Source organism: Nocardia sp. NPDC006982, assembly GCF_042869435.1.
In the GTDB taxonomy this organism is placed as follows: Bacteria; Actinomycetota; Actinomycetes; order Mycobacteriales; family Mycobacteriaceae; genus Nocardia.
Map to the genome: position 1 here is coordinate 28,119 of NZ_JBIAFV010000018.1, position 16,258 is coordinate 44,376.

Below are 16,258 nucleotides of genomic sequence, written 5' to 3' on the forward strand. Positions count from 1 at the left end.
CTCGGTACCTAATTACTCATTCAGTCGCCATCGGCGGCAGCTCTTTGATGAACGGCGGGTCGTAATCCACCTTGCCGACCTTCGTCGCACCGCCGGGCGAACCCAGCTCGTCGAAGAAGTCGACATTGGCGTTGACGTAGCCGCTCCACTGGTCCGGGGTGTCGTCTTCGTAGAAGATCGCCTCCACCGGGCACACCGGCTCACATGCACCACAGTCCACGCACTCGTCGGGATGGATGTACAGCATGCGACCACCCTCGTAGATGCAGTCCACGGGGCATTCTTCGATGCATGCCTTGTCCTTCACGTCAACGCACGGTTCAGCGATGATGTACGGCACTGCCGCTCTCCTAGTCTGTCCTCACAGGGATACTCCGCCCAGCGTCACACTATCCCGGCAGCCCACGTTACTCCGGGGCGGCCTGCCCTAACCAACTTCGTCCCGCCTGCCACTCGTTGGATATGAAACACCCCTGGCATCCGCGCCTTTGCGAATACTCCGAGCACGACGACCGGGAACCTGGTAGCGACTAGCCCACCGTCAGTGGCAGCGCCGCGGAGATCTTCCGTGGTGGCACCCCATAAGTGGTGGTCCGTTCGCGCACCGGACGGCCGATACCCTCGGCGATCTCGGCGAGTTCCGCGACGGTCTTGGCGGAACCGTGTTGCGATCCGGCCATGCGGGAGATGGTCTCCTCCATCAAGGTACCGCCCAGATCGTTGGCACCGCCGTTGAGCATCATGCGGGTGCCCGCCGTGCCGAGTTTCACCCAGCTGGTCTGAATGTTGTCGATGCGGCCGTGCAACATGATCCGCGCGAGGGCGTGCGCCGCACGGTTGTCCCGAATCGTCGGGCCCGGTCGCGCCGCACCCGCGAGGTACAGCGGTGCGCTCTGGTGCACGAACGGCAGCAAGACGAATTCGGTGAAACCGCCTGTCTCGTCCTGGATTCCGCGCAGCACCCGCAGATGTCCGACCCAGTGCTTCGGATTGTCGACGTGGCCGTACATCATCGTGGAACTCGAACGCACGCCGACCTGATGTGCGGTGGTGATCACCTCGACCCATGCAGAGGTCGGCAGTTTGCCCTTGGTGAGCACCCAGCGCACCTCGTCGTCGAGGATTTCCGCGGCCGTACCGGGAATCGTGTCCAGCCCGGCTTCCTTCAGCGCGGCCAGCCAGTCGCGAATGCTCTGCCCGCCACGGGACGCGCCGTTCACGATCTCCATCGGGCTGAACGCGTGCACATGCATCGATGGCACCCGCTGTTTGATCGCGCGCACCAGATCGGCGTAGCCGGTGACCGGGAGGTCCGGATCGATGCCGCCCTGCATGCAGATTTCGGTCGCGCCGTCGACATGCGCCTCCCAGGCGCGGTCGGCGACCTCGTCCATGCTCAGGGTGAAGGCGTCGGCATCACCCTTGCGCTGGGCGAATGCGCAGAAGCGGCAGCCGGTGTAGCAGATATTGGTGAAGTTGATATTCCGGTTCACCACGTAGGTGACATCGTCGCCGTTGACGTCGCGGCGCAGCTGGTCGGCGAGTGCGGCCACCGCATCCAGCGCTGGTCCCTCGGCCGTTGCCAGCGCCAGGTACTCGGCGTCGGTGAGCCCGGCCGGATCGTTTTCGGCGGCGCGCAGCGCGGCGAGCACATCGGAATCGAGTCGCTCGGGTGCCGCGACGGCGAGGTCACGAGCCTGTTCGCGAATGGTGTCCCAGTCGCCGAAGGCCCCGACGACATCCTGGCCGAGTGCGGAATCGCTGCGGCTCTCGGTATTTCGGCCTTCGGTATCGATCGAGGTATTGAGGTCGACACGGCCCGCGGATTCCCACGACTCGTCCGGTTCCTGCCAGGGCAGGCCGACCGGGAGCGCATCCGGATTCGCCAGACCGGTCTTCGGATCGGTGAGTGCGGCGACATGTGCGCCGATGCGCGGATCGACCCACGGGTTGCCCGCGCGCACGTATTTCGGGTGCGCCGAGGTGCGTTCGACGAGTTGGTAGCCCGCGGCCTCGGTGATTTCGCGCAGCGTATCGAGGTTCGGCCAGGGCCGTTCCGGATTCACGTGGTCGGGGGTGACCGGCGAGACGCCGCCCCAGTCATCGATGCCGGCATCGATCAGTGCCTGGCATTCCTCGTGCGATACCAGGTTCGGCGGCGCCTGCACCGGAACGTCGGGGCCGAGCAGCAGCCGGGTGACCGCGATGGTGGCCCGGAACTCCTCCATACCGGCGTCGGGGACATCGCGCATGGCGGTGTCGTCCTTGGCGCGGAAGTTCTGGATGATCACTTCCTGGATATGCCCGAATGCCTTGTGCTGCTTGCGAATCGCCATGATCGACTCGGCGCGCTCGGTCAGCGTTTCGCCGATGCCGACCAGAATGCCGGTGGTGTATGGCACCGAAAGCCGGCCGGCGTCGGTGATGGCGCGCAACCGCACTGCCGGATCCTTATCCGGACTTCCGTAGTGGCAGTTGCCCTTTTCGGTGAACAGGCGGGTGGCGGTGGTCTCGAGCATCATGCCCATGGACTGCGCCACCGGTTTGAGCCGCGAGATTTCCTCCCAGCTCATGACGCCCGGATTCAGATGCGGCAGCAGACCGGTCTCCTCGAGCACCATGATCGAGACGGCGCGCAGGTAGTCCAGCGTGGAGTCGTAGCCGCGTTCGTCGAGCCACTGCGCGGCCTCCGGCCAGCGGTCCTCGGGCCGGTCACCGAGGGTGAACAGGGCCTCTTTACAGCCGAGTTCGGCACCGCGACGCGCGATTTCCAGCACCTCGTCGGGCTCCAGGAACATGCCCTTGCCCTCGGCGCGCAACTTGCCCGGCACCGTGACGAAGGTGCAGTAGTGGCATTTGTCGCGGCAGAGCTTGGTCAGCGGGATGAAGACATTGCGGGAATAGCTGATGGTCTTCGGCCGCCCCGCCGATTCCAGTCCGGCATCGCGCACCCGGGCGGCGCTGCGACACAGATCGACGAGGTCGGCACCGCGTGCGTGCAGCAGCACGGCCGCCTCGTCGACATTCAGTGTCACACCGTCACGGGCCCGCCGCAGCGCACGGCGCATAGCCGACGGCGTTGGCGGTGCGGGCGGGACGCTCGGGGTCGCTGGCTCGGTCACGCCCTCGATCATGCGCTACACATCCTGGGCTGTCTCCCTCCAGTGCTTGTGAGGGGTGATAACTGTGCGGTCTCACGCAGTATTCCGGTACGTCCGGGCGAATTATTCCCGTGCAGGTAGGTGGGTCGGAGCGGACGAAGGAGACGCCCGCGCCGTGACGTGGAACCATGGCAGGCATGTCGCAGCCGCGCACGATCATGGCCGATCCGGCCTGGCGTCCAAGCACCAAGGCCAAGCTCTTGTGGACGATTCAGGCCGCGCTCGGCTGGGTGATTCCCGTCGTGGCGCTGATCTTGTGGGTTGTCGTCGACGCCGAGCGCCGCGGTGCGCAGTTGATGGTGTTCGCGGTGGCGCTCGTACTCGCGGCGGTGAGCATCGCAGTGGTGCCGCTGTGGCGGTTCGCGGTGCATCGGTGGGAGGTGACCGATGAGGCGGTGTACACCCGGGTCGGGTGGTTGACGGTGGAGAGCCGGGTGGCGCCCATCTCCCGGGTGCAGACCGTCGATACCGAGCGTGGACCGCTGGAGCGATTCCTCGGACTGGCGACGGTGACCGTCACGACGGCGTCCTCGGCCGGTGCGGTGCGGATCTCCGCGCTCGACCTGCCGGTCGCTGAACAGACCGTCACGCGGTTGACCGAGATCGCCGCATTGCACCGCGGGGATGCGACGTGAGTTCGTACGAGACCGATCTCGCGCCGGAGACCGAGCAGCCATGGTTGCGGCTGGATAAGCGAATGTTGTTGGTACACCCCGTCAACGAGGTCGTGCGGTTCATTCCGGTGCTGATCGGGTCGGTGATCCTCGGCACCAATACCGGCAATCCTGTCTGGGGACTCGTCGCATTGGCGGTGATCATCGGCTTCGCGCTGACGCGCTGGTTCACCACCACGTATCGGGTCGGGGCGACAGACGTCGAGTTGCGGACCGGGTTGATTCAGCGCAAGAAGCTGTCGGTACCGCGGTCGCGGATCCGGTCGGTCGATATCGAGGCCGACATATTGCATCGGGTGCTGGGCCTGGCGGTGTTGGCGATAGGCACCGGGCAGCACGCGGATTCGGGTGAGACATTCAAGCTCGACGCGTTGGATGCGGATGTGGTGCCGGACTTGCGGACGGCGCTGCTCGCCCATACCGCCGGTTCGCCGGAATCTACTGCCGGACAACAGGTTCCCGACCTAAGGAAAGACCGGCCGGTGTCCGGGAACGCCCGCGAGATCGGTCATTGGCGAGCGAGCTGGGTGCGTTATGCGCCGCTGTCGCTGACCGGTTTCGCGATCATCGCACCGATTGTCGGTTTGGCGATTCAGTACGGGTTCGACCAGATCGTGGTCAGTTCGGACGCGGTGCACAGCATCGAGGACGGTAGCGCGGCGCTCATCGCCGTCGCCATCGCACTGCTGGTCGTCGCGATCGTGGTCATCGTCAGCCTCGCGGCCTGCGCACGTTATCTGACAACATATTTCGGGCTCTGGGTGCTCGATGACGACCGCACATTGCAGCTGCGCCACGGGCTGTTCACGACCAGGCAGATCACCCTGGATCTGGCTCGTTTCCGCGGCGCGACCGTCAACGAGCCGCTGCTGCTCCGCATGGCCGGTGCCGCCGAGCTCGAAGCCATCATGACCGGCCAGAGCCCGCGCCAGAAAATCCTGCCCCAGGCGCCGCGCTCCGCCATCGAACGGACCCTCGCGGAATTGCTCGTACCCCGAGGCGCCCGAGGTCACGGTGCCACGAATGAAATCGCACCGGCCGGAGATCCGGTGGGCCCAGCACCGCAACCGGAGCCGACCGGCCCGCCGCGCGCGACGGTGAGCACCGCACCGCTGATCGCGCACGGCCCCGTCGCGCGCCGCCGCCGGTATACCCGTGCGCTGAGCCCGATCGCGCTCCTCGCGGTCGCGATGCTGTACATTTCCCTTGCCGGAGAGCACTTTTCACCATGGTGGTGGCTGCTGCCCGCACTCCCGGCCGTGATCGCCGCCGCGCTGGCCGCCGACCGTTACCGCGGCCTCGGCCACGCGGTGCTGCCCGCCACCGACACCAGTCCGGCCTGGCTCATCACCCGATCCGGCTCGCTCGACCGCGACCGCGACTGTCTCGAGGCCCCCGGCATCATCGGTTGGACTGTCCGCCAATCCTTTTGGCAGCGCCGCTCCGGCATCGCCACCGTGGTGGCCGCCACCGCAGCCGGAAAGAAGCGCTACCTCGTCGTCGACATCCCCCTCGACCAGGCCTGGGACCTCATCGAATCGGCAACCCCCGGCCGCCTAGGCACCCGCTGATCGAGTTCACGCATGCGGGATCGGATCAGCTTGCCGCCGGGCGGGATCGGCTCGGGTCGGTGAGGAAGTCGCGCAGTGCGGTGGCCACCTGGTCTGGTGTTTCGCGCAATATGATGGGTTTGCCGTCGGCGGGTCCGTCCTGCCGGACATGGATCGCCCCGGCGGGAACCTGGACGAGTTCCCCGATCATGCGCCGTTCCATCATCGCTCCGCGCCTAAGTGTCTGAGACCGTTCGCTCCGAGAATAGAGCGCGACCGCACCGATCCGACTCGCGCGGTGTCGCTGACCGATTGCTGACGCAGCGCCGAGTTCAATGGTGAGCGTGGTCGAGACCCCGATATCACCGACGCGGGAGTTGCCCATCGCCGATCGCCGCGTGCGGCGGATGCAGCGGGGCGACAAATATCGACTGACCGCGATCGGTGGTTTGTCGGCGTTATCGCTGGATGCACTGTCCAGCGTGGCATACGGTCCCGAGGCGATCGTGCTGGTTCTTGTCGCGGCGGGCGCGGCGGCGGTGTCGTGGACATTGCCGGTGTCGCTGGCGATCGCGGCACTGTTGCTGGTATTGGTGCTGTCGTATCGGCAGGTTATCGCCGTGCACCCGGATGGCGGCGGATCCTATGCGGTGGCGAAGAAGGATCTCGGGCGCGGTGCCAGTCTGCTCGCCGCGGCGAGTCTGGTGGTGGACTATGTGCTGACCGTCGCGGTGAGTCTCGCGGCCGGTGCGGCCAGTTTGGCCAGCGCGTTTCCGATGCTGGCCGATCATCTGCTGCTGATCACGCTGAGCGGACTGGCGCTGCTCACCGTGATCAATATGATCGGGGTGGCCGAATCGGCGAAAGTGCTGATGGGACCGGCACTTCTGTTCATCGTCGCGATCCTCGCCGTGATCGTGGTCGGACTGTTCCGCGCGACACCGGTCGCGGTGATCGGTACCGATCTGGAACCGTTCGTTCCGTACGACACCGTCGGAATTCTGTTGCTGCTCAAGGCATTTTCGGCCGGGTGTTCGGCACTGACCGGCGTCGAGGCGATCGCCAATGCCGTGCCGTCGTTCCGGTCGCCCGCAGTGCGACGGGCCCAGCACACCGAGGTGGCGCTCGGCGTGCTGCTGTGCACGATGCTGCTCGGTTTGGCGCTGCTCATCCGTCGCCATCACGCGGTGCCGCGCGGCGATGTCACCCTGCTCGCGCAATTATCCGCGGCGGCATTCGGGACCGGGTGGCCGTTCTACATGACCAGTCTGGCCGTCACGCTGGCGCTGTGCCTGGCCGCGAACACCAGTTTCGGCGGACTGCCGGTGTTGCTGTCGCTGCTGGCGAAGGATCATCGGGTCGCCCACTTGTTCGCGCTGCGCTCCGAACGCCCGGTGTTTCGCTATGGCGTTGCGGCCCTTGCCATTCTGGCCGCCACCGTGTTGCTGGTCGTGCATGCCGAAACCCACCGCGTGCTACCGGTTTACGCCGTGGGCGTCTTCATCGGTTTCACCATCAGCCAGACCGGGCTGGTACGGCACTGGCGCGAGCAACGCGGAGCCGGTTGGATTCCGCGCGCCATCCTCAACGGCTTCGGCGCGCTGCTCACCGCCGTCGCCGCCGTGGTTCTGCTCATCGAGAAGTTCAAAGAAGGCGCATGGCTACTGCTGATCATCGTGCCCGCGTTGATGACCCTGTTCGCCCGCACCGAAAACTACTACCGCAGCGTCGCCGACCAACTCAGCCTCGGCCGAATCCCCTTCCTCCCACCTCAATCCCCGGATCAACAACCAATGCTAATCGTGGTTCCAGTTGTCGCGGTCAGCGAGGTCACCGCCCGTGCCCTGCGTACGGCCCAGGCCTTCGACGGCGAAATCGTCGCCGTCGCAGCCGAAATCGACCACGCCGCTACTCGGCGACTGAGCGCCCAGTGGAAACAGTGGGATCCGGGTGTCCCCCTCACCGTCCTCCCGAGCCCGCACCGCAGTCTCATCACCACGCTCGTCGGCTACGTCCGCGCCCAAACCCGAACCGGCCGCCAAGTCACCGTTCTCCTGGCCCAGGTAGAAGCCGTCCACTGGTACCACCGTCCGCTGCACAACCCCCGCGGCCCCGTCCTGGCCGCCACCCTCCGCGCCCGCACCGACGCCGTTATCGCCAGCCTGGCCGTTCGCCTCGACTGAGCCCACGTTGCGCCCTGAGGCCGATCCCCATAGCGACAACAGGACTCAGCGGGTGCTGAACAACCCCGCGTTTGATCGGATGTAGATGTAGAGCAGCGGCGGAACCAATCCGCAGAAAAGCAGCAACAGGGTCCGCCAGTCGCTGCCCAGCATGATGTCGCCACCGGGGCCGGTTACGGAGCAGGTCAGAAAGCCGAGGGTCCAGGCGGCTACGGGGAGGAACATTGCGCCCACGCGGTGGGTTACGGAGCGGACTCCCATCACCAGGAGGACGTTCACCACACCAGCCAGCACTGCGGACAGAGGGAAGGCGACGGTGTTGATATAGGTGGGGAGGTAGAGCACCTCGAGGGCGAGGGTGATCAGAGCGTCCAGGACCAAAACGGCGATGATCACCGGCCCCAAGGGCAGAGTGTCATGGGCGCCGTAGGTGCGGTCCGGAGCCTTGTCGAAAGTGACCCTCACGCGACCGGCGGGAAACCGAGGAGGGTGAGCAGGTGGCTCTGCATATCGACGAACGCGTACAGCACCGACATGTAGAGGTCGTGCTGTTGCTGCGCGCCAGGGCGCAGGCTGTCCACGAAGGCAGCGATGGCGTTCTGCAGATCCCAGTTGTACATGATCGGAGTCTAAGCCGAAATCACTCGCCTTCAATGGGGATGTTCGCGACGACCGGGAATTCTCCGGTATAGCCGTTGCGCTTCTGGGCGATCGCGAGCACCCGTTTGCGGGCGGCGAACCAGCCGATGATCAGCGCTGGAATGAGCAGCACGAGCGAGGCGACGGTCCAGGTGCCGACCGGATAGTCGACGCCGGTGAGCACCACCACGAAGAACAGGAATACCAGCGTGATCAGGCCGGTCCACGGCGCACCCCACATGCGGAACTGCGGCCGCTGGAGTTTGCCCTGCTTCCACCAGCGCCACAGCTGCAACTGGCACAGCACGATGGTGGCCCAGGACGCGATAATGCCGAGCGAGGCCATATTCAGCACGATCTCGAACGCGCGCTCGGGCACGATGCCATTGAGCGCGATACCGCAGAGCGCGATCAGGCTGGTGAGCATGATGCCGCCGTAGGGCACACCGTTGCCGCCCATCACCCCGGTGAACTTGGGCGCGCTGCCGTTCATCGACATCGACCGCAGAATGCGCCCGGTGGAATACAGACCCGCATTCAGACTGGAGAAGGCGGCCGTCAGCACGACGACATTCATGATGCTGCCGATGCCGGGCACTCCGAGCATGGTGAAGAAGGTGACGAACGGGCTCTCGCCGGACTTGTAGCTGGTGTAGGGCAGCAGCAGACCCAGCAGCACGAGCGAACCGACGTAGAAGACCGCGATCCGCAAGATCACCGAATTGATCGCGCGCGGCATGATCTTCGCCGGATTCTCCGTCTCCCCCGCCGCGGTGCCCACCAATTCCACGGCGGCATAAGCGAATACGACACCCGAGGTGACCACGACCAGCGGCAGAATCCCGGTCGGGAACAGTCCGCCGTGATCGGCGACGACACTCGGGCCGGTCGCCGCACCCTTGACGGTGAATCGGCCGATCAGGAATACCGTGCCGATGATCAGGAACGCGCTGAGCGCGGCCACCTTGACCAGCGCGGCCCAGAATTCCATCTCACCGAACCACTTCACCGATACCAGATTGACCCCGAGCACGAGCACCAGCGCTATGAGCGCGAGCATCCACTGCGGAACATGAGTGAAGCCGGCCCAGTAGTGAAAATATTGGGCAATCGCGGTGGTGTCGGCGATACCGGTCATCGACCAGTTCAGGAAGTACATCCATCCGGCGATGAATGCGGCCTTCTCACCGAAGAATTCGCGGGCATAGGAAACGAACGAACCGGACGACGGCCGGTGCAGCACCAGCTCACCGAGCGCGCGCAGAATGAAGAATACGAATACCCCGCAGACCGCGTAGACCACGAAAAGCCCTGGTCCCGCACTCTCGAGCCGACCGCCCGCACCGAGGAACAGACCGGTGCCGATCGCGCCGCCCATGGCGATCATCTGCAGCTGACGCGGTTTGAGGCTCTTGTGATAACCGTGATCCTCGATGCTGAGGTGAGCTTTGTCGCCGACCGCTGTCATGAACCGCTGTGCCCTCCACATTGATGTCCGAAATCACAAAGACGGTACCCGCCGCCAAAAACGGCAACGACAGCAACCCTCAGGCAACGATCAGAAATTACCGGCCCGCGAACAAGTCGTGCTCACGCCCGTCGGCCCCGACCGGACCCCGTGTACCGCGGACCAAGATGAAGTGCTCCTCCGGAAGTATCGGCTGCGCAACATTATTGGACAGCGCGAACTCACGCCCCGACGGCGCGACCGTCACCTGCGTGGCATGCGCCCGCAATGCCGCCCGCTTGGCGGCCAGCGAATCGGATACATCGATGGTGGTCGTCACCGTATGACTCGGCACGCTCGCGAGTTCTCCCGCGGCGGGCAACCGCCAGTCGCGCGGTAGTGCGCCGGGCAGCCCCTCCACGGTCCGCCGCGCCAGCGCCTCGGTGTGCAGGCGCAACATATCGGCGTCGGTGACCGTCCAATAGAACTTCGGGGTGTCCCAGCCCTGCTCGGCCGCCGCGGTCACCGCCGCCGAGGTGACCCAGTGCGCCCGAATATGGTCCGGATGCCCGTAACCGCCGCGCGGGTCATAGCCGATCACCACCTCGGGCCGCAGTTCCAGCACGATCGCGGTCAGCGCCTCCACCGCAGCGGCACCGGAATGCACGAAGGCCCGGGGATTCTCAGCCGCCGCAGTGCCCGCCATACCGGAGTCGCGCCAGCAGCCCGCACCGCCGAGGAACCGCGGCGGTCCGGCCTTCAGCGCGGTCAGCGCCTTGGTGAGCTCCGCGATCCGGTAGCCGCCCAACTGATCGGCGTGCTCGGCGGCCAGCTGTGCCCATTCGTCGCCGATCACCTCACCCTCTTCACCGAGGGTGCAGGTCACCACCGTCACCGGTACGCCGCGGCTGCGGTAGTGCGCGATGGTGCCCCCGGTGGTGATGGACTCGTCGTCCGGATGGGCGTGCACCAGCAGCAGTCCACCGGTCATGGGATCCTGCGCCACATCGCCGCATCACCGAAGATGCCGACCTGAATGGCACCGTTCAACGACGCACCGTCCACGCGCGGGCCGGATGCGGCGACCACATTGTCCTGCACGATCGGCAGCACCGTCGCCAATGCCCACAGCCGCGGCTCGGCATCGGCCAGCGCCCGGCCGACCTCGACACCGCGCAACGATTCGTCAATGGAGGGCTGAAGTCCGGGATCGCAGATGCCGGACAGGTTGCTCGGCGCCTTCTTGGCCGCCTCGATGGCGGTCTGCGAATCCCCGTTGGCGGCACCGGTATCCACCGGCGGGCAGCCGTAACGCGATGCGAGCACGGTGGCCGGATCCGAACCGGCGACCTCCCAGCCGACGATGGCGTCCACGCCGCTCTCGGTGAGTTCCTTGCCGTAGAGGGTATCGGCCGCGAGACTGCGCACGCTGGCATCGATTCCGGCACTGCGCAATTGGTCCGCTGCGGTATTGGCGACGGCGAGCGCGGTGGCGTCACCGGTTACCGCGCCGATCCGAATCGCAAGTGCCTTACCGTTTTTCGCGACCGAACGGGGCTGCGGTGCGGGTGAGGTCGGCGACTGCACCGGCGGCGTCTCCGGCGCCCGACCGTAACCGGCCTCAGCCAGCAGTGCGAACGCCTCCTCGGCGGGCGGTCGCGGCGGCGCGGTCGGTGCATATCCGGGATCCGACGGTGTCAGGATCTGCGCGCGCACCGGCTCGACCCAGCCGCCGGTCTGCCCGGCGACGGTGGCCAGCAGCGTCGGATCGATCAGCGCGGTCACCCCGCGCCGCACCCGCGGATCGCTGAGATCGCCACTGCGCCCATTGATTACGAACTGCAGCTCACGCGACTGCGGCATGATCACGGTGCGCACCGATGGGATCGCCGCCAGCTGCGCCTGGGTCGCGACACCGCCGTGCACCAGCGCCATCTGCGCGTCACCGGTGCGCAGCGAATCGGCCAGCTGCGCGGGAGTTCCGCCGCGGCGCAACAGAATCTGATCCGGAGCCGCGGGCGTACCCCAGTACCGATCGTTGCGTTCGAGCAGGATCTCGTCGCGTCCGCGGTCGGTCGATTTGATCCGGAAGTTGCCGCCCGACACCTGAACTCCCTCGACCAGACCGGTGGCGAAACCGCCGGGCTGGTCTTTGATCAGATGCGAGGGCAGCAGATTCGTGAACAGCTCACGCCAGGCCGGATACGGCTCGGTCATCGTGACGGTGACCGTCTTGCCGCCGCCGGAGGAGCTGATATCGGCAATGTGCCGATAACCCGCCGGATCGACGACACCCGGCTGGGTGATCATCTGCTGCCACAGGAACCGGAAGTCCTCCGCCGCGATCGGCGCGCCATCGGACCAGTTCGCCTGGTTGCGCAGCGTATAGGTGATGGTGAACGGCTCCTGCGCGGTCACCTCGGCCGAGACCACCAGCGCGGTATCCGGCACCCATTCGGTGGCCCCGGGCACACCGGGATGCGGTACCGGCCGAAAAGGGCTCGGCAACACCATAGAACTCACCGCGGCGGTAGCCGGTGACTGATCGGAACGCAGGTGCGGATTGAACCCGATGCCGATGTCGTCGATGGCCACCACGACGGTGTTCTTGCCGGGCTTGGCCGGTGTCGTCTTCGGGCTGTCGGTGCTCTCGATCGGTGGTGGCGGATTCGCGGTGCAGCCGGCGAGCACCATGGAGGAGGCCGCCATCATGATCAGCAACGCGCGTCGTATAGCCCCCGAGCTCACGTGCCGCACTCTACTTGCCCTACAGCGCAGCCCGGTCCCGAGCCTTCCGTCGCGACAGTTCGCGCCCGCGTTCGGTGGCACCGAGGATGACCTTGCGCACCCGCACGATCTCCGGCGTGACCTCGACACATTCGTCGGCGGCACAGAACTCCATCGCCGCCTCCAGGTCGAGCTGCAGCGGCTTGGCGAGCGTCTCCATCACATCGGCGGTCGAGCTGCGCATATTGGTCAGCTTCTTCTCGCGGGTGACATTGATATCGAGATCCTCGGCGCGCGGGTTGATGCCGACGACATGTCCCTCGTAGGTGTCCGCACCCGGCTCCACGAAGAACTGACCGCGATCGGCCAGCTGGATCATGGCGAACGGGGTCACCGAACCCGCGCGGTCGGAGACCAGCGAACCGGTGTGGCGGGCGCGAATCTCACCGGCCCACGGTGCGTAGCCGTGCGAGACCGCGTTGGCGATACCGGTGCCACGGGTTTCGGTGAGGAAGTCGGTGCGGAAGCCGATCAGGCCGCGCGAGGGAACGATGAACTCCATCCGCACCCAACCGGCGGCGTGGTTGTTCATCTGGACCATCTTGCCCTTGCGGGCGGCCAGCAGCTGGGTGATCGCGCCGAGGTACTCGTCGGGGCAGTCGATGGTCAGCTCTTCGTAGGGCTCGTGCACCTTGCCGTCGACCTGCTTGGTGACCACCTGCGGCTTGCCGACGGTCAACTCGAAGCCCTCGCGGCGCATCTGCTCGACCAGGATGGCCAGCGCCAGCTCACCGCGGCCCTGCACCTCCCAGGCATCCGGGCGGCCGATATCGAGCACGCGCAGCGAGACATTGCCGACCAGTTCGGAGTCCAGGCGCGACTTCACCATGCGGGCGGTCAGCTTGTGGCCCTGCACCCGGCCGACCAGCGGCGATGTATTGGTGCCGATGGTGACCGAGATGGCGGGCTCGTCGACCGTGATGCGCGGCAGCGCAACGGGATTGTCGATATCGGCGAGGGTGTCGCCGATCATGATCTCCGGGATGCCCGCGATGGCGACGATGTCACCGGCCACCGCGACCTCACCGGCCTGCCGCTCGACACCGATGGTCTGCAGCAACTCGGTGATCTTGACCTGCTTGATGCCGTCGGCGTGCATCCACGCGACATTCTGCCCCTTGCGCAGCTCACCGCTGTAGATGCGGACCAGCGCGAGGCGACCGAGGAAGGCCGAGGCGTCGAGGTTGGTGACGTGCGCCTGCAGCGGCGCGGTCGAATCGCCCTTGGGCGCCGGGATGTTCTCCAGCAGCACGTCGAACAGCGCGTCGAGGTTCTCCGCGGCCGGCGCGCTGCCGTTCTCGGGACGTTCCTTGGAGGCCTTGCCCTCACGCCCGGAGGCGTAGAGGACCGGCAGGTCCAGCGCGAGTTCGGCGGCCTCGGCGGCCTCGTCGTCCAGATCGGAGGCCAGGTCGAGCAGCAGATCGTGGCTCTCCTCGACGACCTCTTCGATGCGGGCGTCGGGGCGGTCGGTCTTGTTCACCACCAAGATGACCGGCAACTTCGCGGCCAGCGCCTTGCGCAGCACGAAGCGGGTCTGCGGCAGCGGTCCCTCGGATGCGTCGACCAGTAGCACGACACCGTCGACCATGGACAGACCGCGCTCGACCTCACCACCGAAGTCGGCGTGGCCGGGGGTGTCGATAACGTTGATCACGGTGACCGAACCGTCCTGGTGGTGCCGGTGCACCGCGGTGTTCTTGGCGAGAATGGTGATGCCCTTCTCGCGCTCCAGGTCACCGGAGTCCATCACACGATCGACGAGCTCGGCGCGTTCGGCGAAGGCGCCGGACTGGCGCAGCATGGCGTCGACCAGCGTCGTCTTACCGTGGTCGACGTGGGCCACGATGGCGACGTTGCGAAAATCGCGTGCAGACGACACGCCTCAATCCTCCTGCTGTTGGTATAGATGCCGGCCGACCCCTTGCAAACAGGTGGAGAATCGAAACTCACCAGGGCATTGCGGCCAGTTACACAGTACCGGCATCCGAGCGGCTCGCAGACCGCGCACTCCGCTAAGGGTATGCTAACCAATCATGGGCAAGGTCAAGGCGAAGAAGGTTTCTAGCCTCAAACCGAAGAAGAAGTGCTGTCGCAAGAAGACGCGTTGCTTGAAGTGCCCGGTTGTCATCATGCGGATGAAACGCCTGGAAGCGGCCGGTTGCTGCGGTAAGGAACTGAAGAAGGGCCTCAAGAAGGCCCGCGCCGCCTGAGCGACGAATTCGGATTCGCTGATGCCTTCGCGGCCATCGGGGTACAACTCGGATATGAGCGAACGCAGTGAGCGAACAGACAACACAGCCGCCCGAGCGGTCATGCCGGAGCCGAGCGCCGGCGAGGTGCAGGCATGAGCGCTCCGAAACTAACTGAGGCAGAACTCACCGAAGCTTTGACCGAACTGTCGGACTGGACCCGGTCCGGCGACACCATCACCCGCACGATCGAGGCCGCGAGCTTTCCGGCGGGCATCGAACTCGTGGGTCAGGTCGCCGAAGTCGCCGAGAAAGCGAACCATCATCCGGATATCGATATCCGCTGGCGCCGGGTGACCTTCGCCCTCTCGACTCACGACTCGGGCGGACTCACCGCGCTGGACGTGTCGCTGGCTCGCGAGATAGATCGGCTTGCGGCGCAATCCGATTGACCATGCGCCCGGACCAGATCACCCAGCCGTAGAGCACCAGCACACCGAGCACGTCCACGGCGCCGAGCCAGGACAGCACCCCCGGCCGCGAGATGGTCCAGATCGACGGCTGGGCGAACGAAAGCACCCACGGCACGCCCACGAGGGTGGTAACCAACCAATATCCGGCGAGCATCCGAGCGCCGGGCGCCTGTCGCAGCGGTCCGTACACCAACCACATCACCGTGGGCAGCAGCCACACGAAGTGATGCGACCACGAGATGGGCGAAACCATCAGCCCGAAAAGTTGCACGATGATCAGGGTGCCCAACCGATCGTCGGGAACCAGTGCGCGCCAAGCGAAGAAGGCCAGGACGGCGACAACTACAACAGCCGCCAGCCACCACGGCCCGGATTGGACGTCATGGCCGAGCAGACGACTCAGCGCACCGCGTAGGGACTGATTCCAGACCGAGCCCACCGGACCGATCCGATCCGCGTCACCGAGCAGCGTGCCGAAGTAGCGCTTGGCCTCTTTGTGGTTGATCAGGAAGCTGACCCCGACCGTCGCACCGAAAACCACCGCCGACCACACCGCGGTCCCCCACCGCCGCCGCGCCACGAAGTACAGGCCCGAAATCGCCGGTGTCAGTTTGATTCCCGCGATCACACCGATCAGGCCGCCGGACAGCCACCATCGCGAACTGCGCACCGCGAGCATGGCCCCGAGTACCAGGAACACATTGACCTGGCCGTAGTCGATGGTGGTCCGCACCGGCTCCATCCAGATGCCGATCGCGGTCCACCAGACCGCGGCGGTGCGCCACCGCGACTCGCGCATCCGCTCCGCGCCGAGGATCAATTCGAAGGCGATCCACACCACCACATACAGCGCGGCGACAATGGCCAGCAGCCAGAGCACCGCGATCACGGTGAACGGAAAATAGTGCAGCGGGAAGAAGACCAGCGCCGCGAACGGCGGATAGGTGAACGGCAGCGGGAAGTCCGGGGTCTTCTCGGCGTAGGTGAAGTCGTAGAGACCGTCGGTGAGCAGGGCCGCCGAACCATCGACATAGACGTGCAGATCGACGAGATTCATCCCGTTCTTCGTCAGCAGCATCCACAGCAGCCTGGCCAACACGGACAGACCGAGCACCGGCACAGCCAATCGGAGACTTCGGTTCAATTCGCAGGCTT

Annotated in this window: 15 protein-coding genes; 5 read left to right on the top strand and 10 right to left on the bottom strand. The window is 65.8% G+C overall.

The annotated features are described in order from the left end of the window. Window positions 1–16 precede the first annotated feature (16 nt). Window positions 17–340 carry a ferredoxin gene (fdxA, locus tag ACFYOW_RS40980; RefSeq protein WP_040695137.1) on the bottom strand — a complete coding sequence of 108 codons (324 nt, stop codon included), beginning with the start codon at window positions 338–340 and terminating at the stop codon, window positions 17–19. Between the two features lie 190 nt (window positions 341–530). Beyond that, window positions 531–3,134: a bifunctional FO biosynthesis protein CofGH gene (locus ACFYOW_RS40985; RefSeq protein ID WP_387296015.1), complete on the bottom strand. Its 2,604-nt coding sequence runs from the start codon at window positions 3,132–3,134 to the stop codon at window positions 531–533. A 164-nt stretch (window positions 3,135–3,298) separates the two neighbouring features. On the opposite strand from ACFYOW_RS40985, the gene ACFYOW_RS40990 reads away from it, so the two are divergent. Continuing rightward, on the top strand, window positions 3,299–3,796 hold the full coding sequence (locus ACFYOW_RS40990) for a PH domain-containing protein (protein ID WP_387296017.1): 498 nt from the start codon (window positions 3,299–3,301) through the stop codon (window positions 3,794–3,796). Window positions 3,797–3,858: 62 nt separating this feature from the next. Continuing rightward, window positions 3,859–5,406, top strand: coding sequence for a PH domain-containing protein (locus tag ACFYOW_RS40995; protein ID WP_387296265.1), 1,548 nt, complete (start codon window positions 3,859–3,861; stop codon window positions 5,404–5,406). A gap of 25 nt (window positions 5,407–5,431) precedes the next feature. Here ACFYOW_RS40995 and ACFYOW_RS41000 read toward each other — a convergent pair whose 3' ends face one another. Beyond that, window positions 5,432–5,611, bottom strand: a complete 180-nt coding sequence (locus tag ACFYOW_RS41000; RefSeq protein ID WP_387296019.1) for a hypothetical protein — start codon at window positions 5,609–5,611, stop codon at window positions 5,432–5,434. Window positions 5,612–5,729: 118 nt separating this feature from the next. On the opposite strand from ACFYOW_RS41000, the gene ACFYOW_RS41005 reads away from it, so the two are divergent. Then, the gene (locus ACFYOW_RS41005) at window positions 5,730–7,568 is read left to right on the top strand and encodes an APC family permease (RefSeq protein WP_387296021.1); all 1,839 of its coding nucleotides are present in this window, start codon (window positions 5,730–5,732) and stop codon (window positions 7,566–7,568) included. Between the two features lie 45 nt (window positions 7,569–7,613). Here ACFYOW_RS41005 and ACFYOW_RS41010 read toward each other — a convergent pair whose 3' ends face one another. From ACFYOW_RS41010 to typA, 6 genes are all read right to left on the bottom strand, one after another. Continuing rightward, window positions 7,614–8,033, bottom strand: a complete 420-nt coding sequence (locus ACFYOW_RS41010; RefSeq protein ID WP_387296023.1) for a hypothetical protein — start codon at window positions 8,031–8,033, stop codon at window positions 7,614–7,616. Further along, on the bottom strand, window positions 8,030–8,188 hold the full coding sequence (locus ACFYOW_RS41015) for a hypothetical protein (protein WP_169338103.1): 159 nt from the start codon (window positions 8,186–8,188) through the stop codon (window positions 8,030–8,032). Before ACFYOW_RS41015 ends, ACFYOW_RS41010 begins: the two co-directional genes overlap by 4 nt. Window positions 8,189–8,208: 20 nt before the next feature. After that, complete coding sequence (locus tag ACFYOW_RS41020) at window positions 8,209–9,675, bottom strand: amino acid permease (protein WP_387296026.1); 1,467 nt, start codon at window positions 9,673–9,675, stop codon at window positions 8,209–8,211. Between the two features lie 97 nt (window positions 9,676–9,772). Continuing rightward, window positions 9,773–10,645, bottom strand: coding sequence for an N-acetyl-1-D-myo-inositol-2-amino-2-deoxy-alpha-D-glucopyranoside deacetylase (gene mshB, locus ACFYOW_RS41025; protein WP_387296027.1), 873 nt, complete (start codon window positions 10,643–10,645; stop codon window positions 9,773–9,775). After that, window positions 10,642–12,366, bottom strand: a complete 1,725-nt coding sequence (locus ACFYOW_RS41030; protein WP_387296267.1) for an ABC transporter family substrate-binding protein — start codon at window positions 12,364–12,366, stop codon at window positions 10,642–10,644. The genes mshB and ACFYOW_RS41030 overlap by 4 nt, the downstream gene beginning before the upstream one ends. 55 nt (window positions 12,367–12,421) lie before the next feature. Beyond that, window positions 12,422–14,320, bottom strand: coding sequence for a translational GTPase TypA (typA, locus tag ACFYOW_RS41035; RefSeq protein ID WP_387296029.1), 1,899 nt, complete (start codon window positions 14,318–14,320; stop codon window positions 12,422–12,424). Between the two features lie 154 nt (window positions 14,321–14,474). Between typA and ACFYOW_RS41040 the strand changes: the two genes are divergently transcribed. Both ACFYOW_RS41040 and ACFYOW_RS41045 read left to right on the top strand, forming a co-directional pair. Continuing rightward, entirely contained in the window at window positions 14,475–14,651 is a 177-nt protein-coding gene (locus tag ACFYOW_RS41040) for a hypothetical protein (protein ID WP_085998628.1), read from the top strand. A gap of 134 nt (window positions 14,652–14,785) precedes the next feature. After that, the gene (locus ACFYOW_RS41045) at window positions 14,786–15,082 is read left to right on the top strand and encodes a 4a-hydroxytetrahydrobiopterin dehydratase (RefSeq protein WP_387296031.1); all 297 of its coding nucleotides are present in this window, start codon (window positions 14,786–14,788) and stop codon (window positions 15,080–15,082) included. On the opposite strand, the gene ACFYOW_RS41050 is transcribed toward ACFYOW_RS41045, so the two are convergent. Further along, window positions 15,021–16,247 (bottom strand): mannosyltransferase, encoded by a 1,227-nt coding sequence (locus ACFYOW_RS41050; protein WP_387296033.1) that lies wholly within the window; start codon window positions 16,245–16,247, stop codon window positions 15,021–15,023. The genes ACFYOW_RS41045 and ACFYOW_RS41050 overlap by 62 nt on opposite strands. Window positions 16,248–16,258 lie beyond the last annotated feature (11 nt).

Excerpts from the sequence above, each read along its gene's own strand:
- ACFYOW_RS40985 (WP_387296015.1), bottom strand. The coding sequence starts at position 3,134 with ATGATCGAGGGCGTGACCGAGCCAGCGACCCCGAGCGTCCCGCCCGCA.
- ACFYOW_RS40990 (WP_387296017.1), top strand. The coding sequence starts at position 3,299 with ATGTCGCAGCCGCGCACGATCATGGCCGATCCGGCCTGGCGTCCAAGC.
- ACFYOW_RS40995 (WP_387296265.1), top strand. The coding sequence starts at position 3,859 with ATGTTGTTGGTACACCCCGTCAACGAGGTCGTGCGGTTCATTCCGGTG.
- ACFYOW_RS41000 (WP_387296019.1), bottom strand. The coding sequence starts at position 5,611 with ATGATGGAACGGCGCATGATCGGGGAACTCGTCCAGGTTCCCGCCGGG.
- ACFYOW_RS41015 (WP_169338103.1), bottom strand. The coding sequence starts at position 8,188 with ATGTACAACTGGGATCTGCAGAACGCCATCGCTGCCTTCGTGGACAGC.
- ACFYOW_RS41020 (WP_387296026.1), bottom strand. The coding sequence starts at position 9,675 with ATGACAGCGGTCGGCGACAAAGCTCACCTCAGCATCGAGGATCACGGT.
- mshB (WP_387296027.1), bottom strand. The coding sequence starts at position 10,645 with ATGACCGGTGGACTGCTGCTGGTGCACGCCCATCCGGACGACGAGTCC.
- ACFYOW_RS41030 (WP_387296267.1), bottom strand. The coding sequence starts at position 12,366 with ATGATGGCGGCCTCCTCCATGGTGCTCGCCGGCTGCACCGCGAATCCG.
- ACFYOW_RS41040 (WP_085998628.1), top strand. The coding sequence starts at position 14,475 with ATGGGCAAGGTCAAGGCGAAGAAGGTTTCTAGCCTCAAACCGAAGAAG.
- ACFYOW_RS41045 (WP_387296031.1), top strand. The coding sequence starts at position 14,786 with ATGAGCGCTCCGAAACTAACTGAGGCAGAACTCACCGAAGCTTTGACC.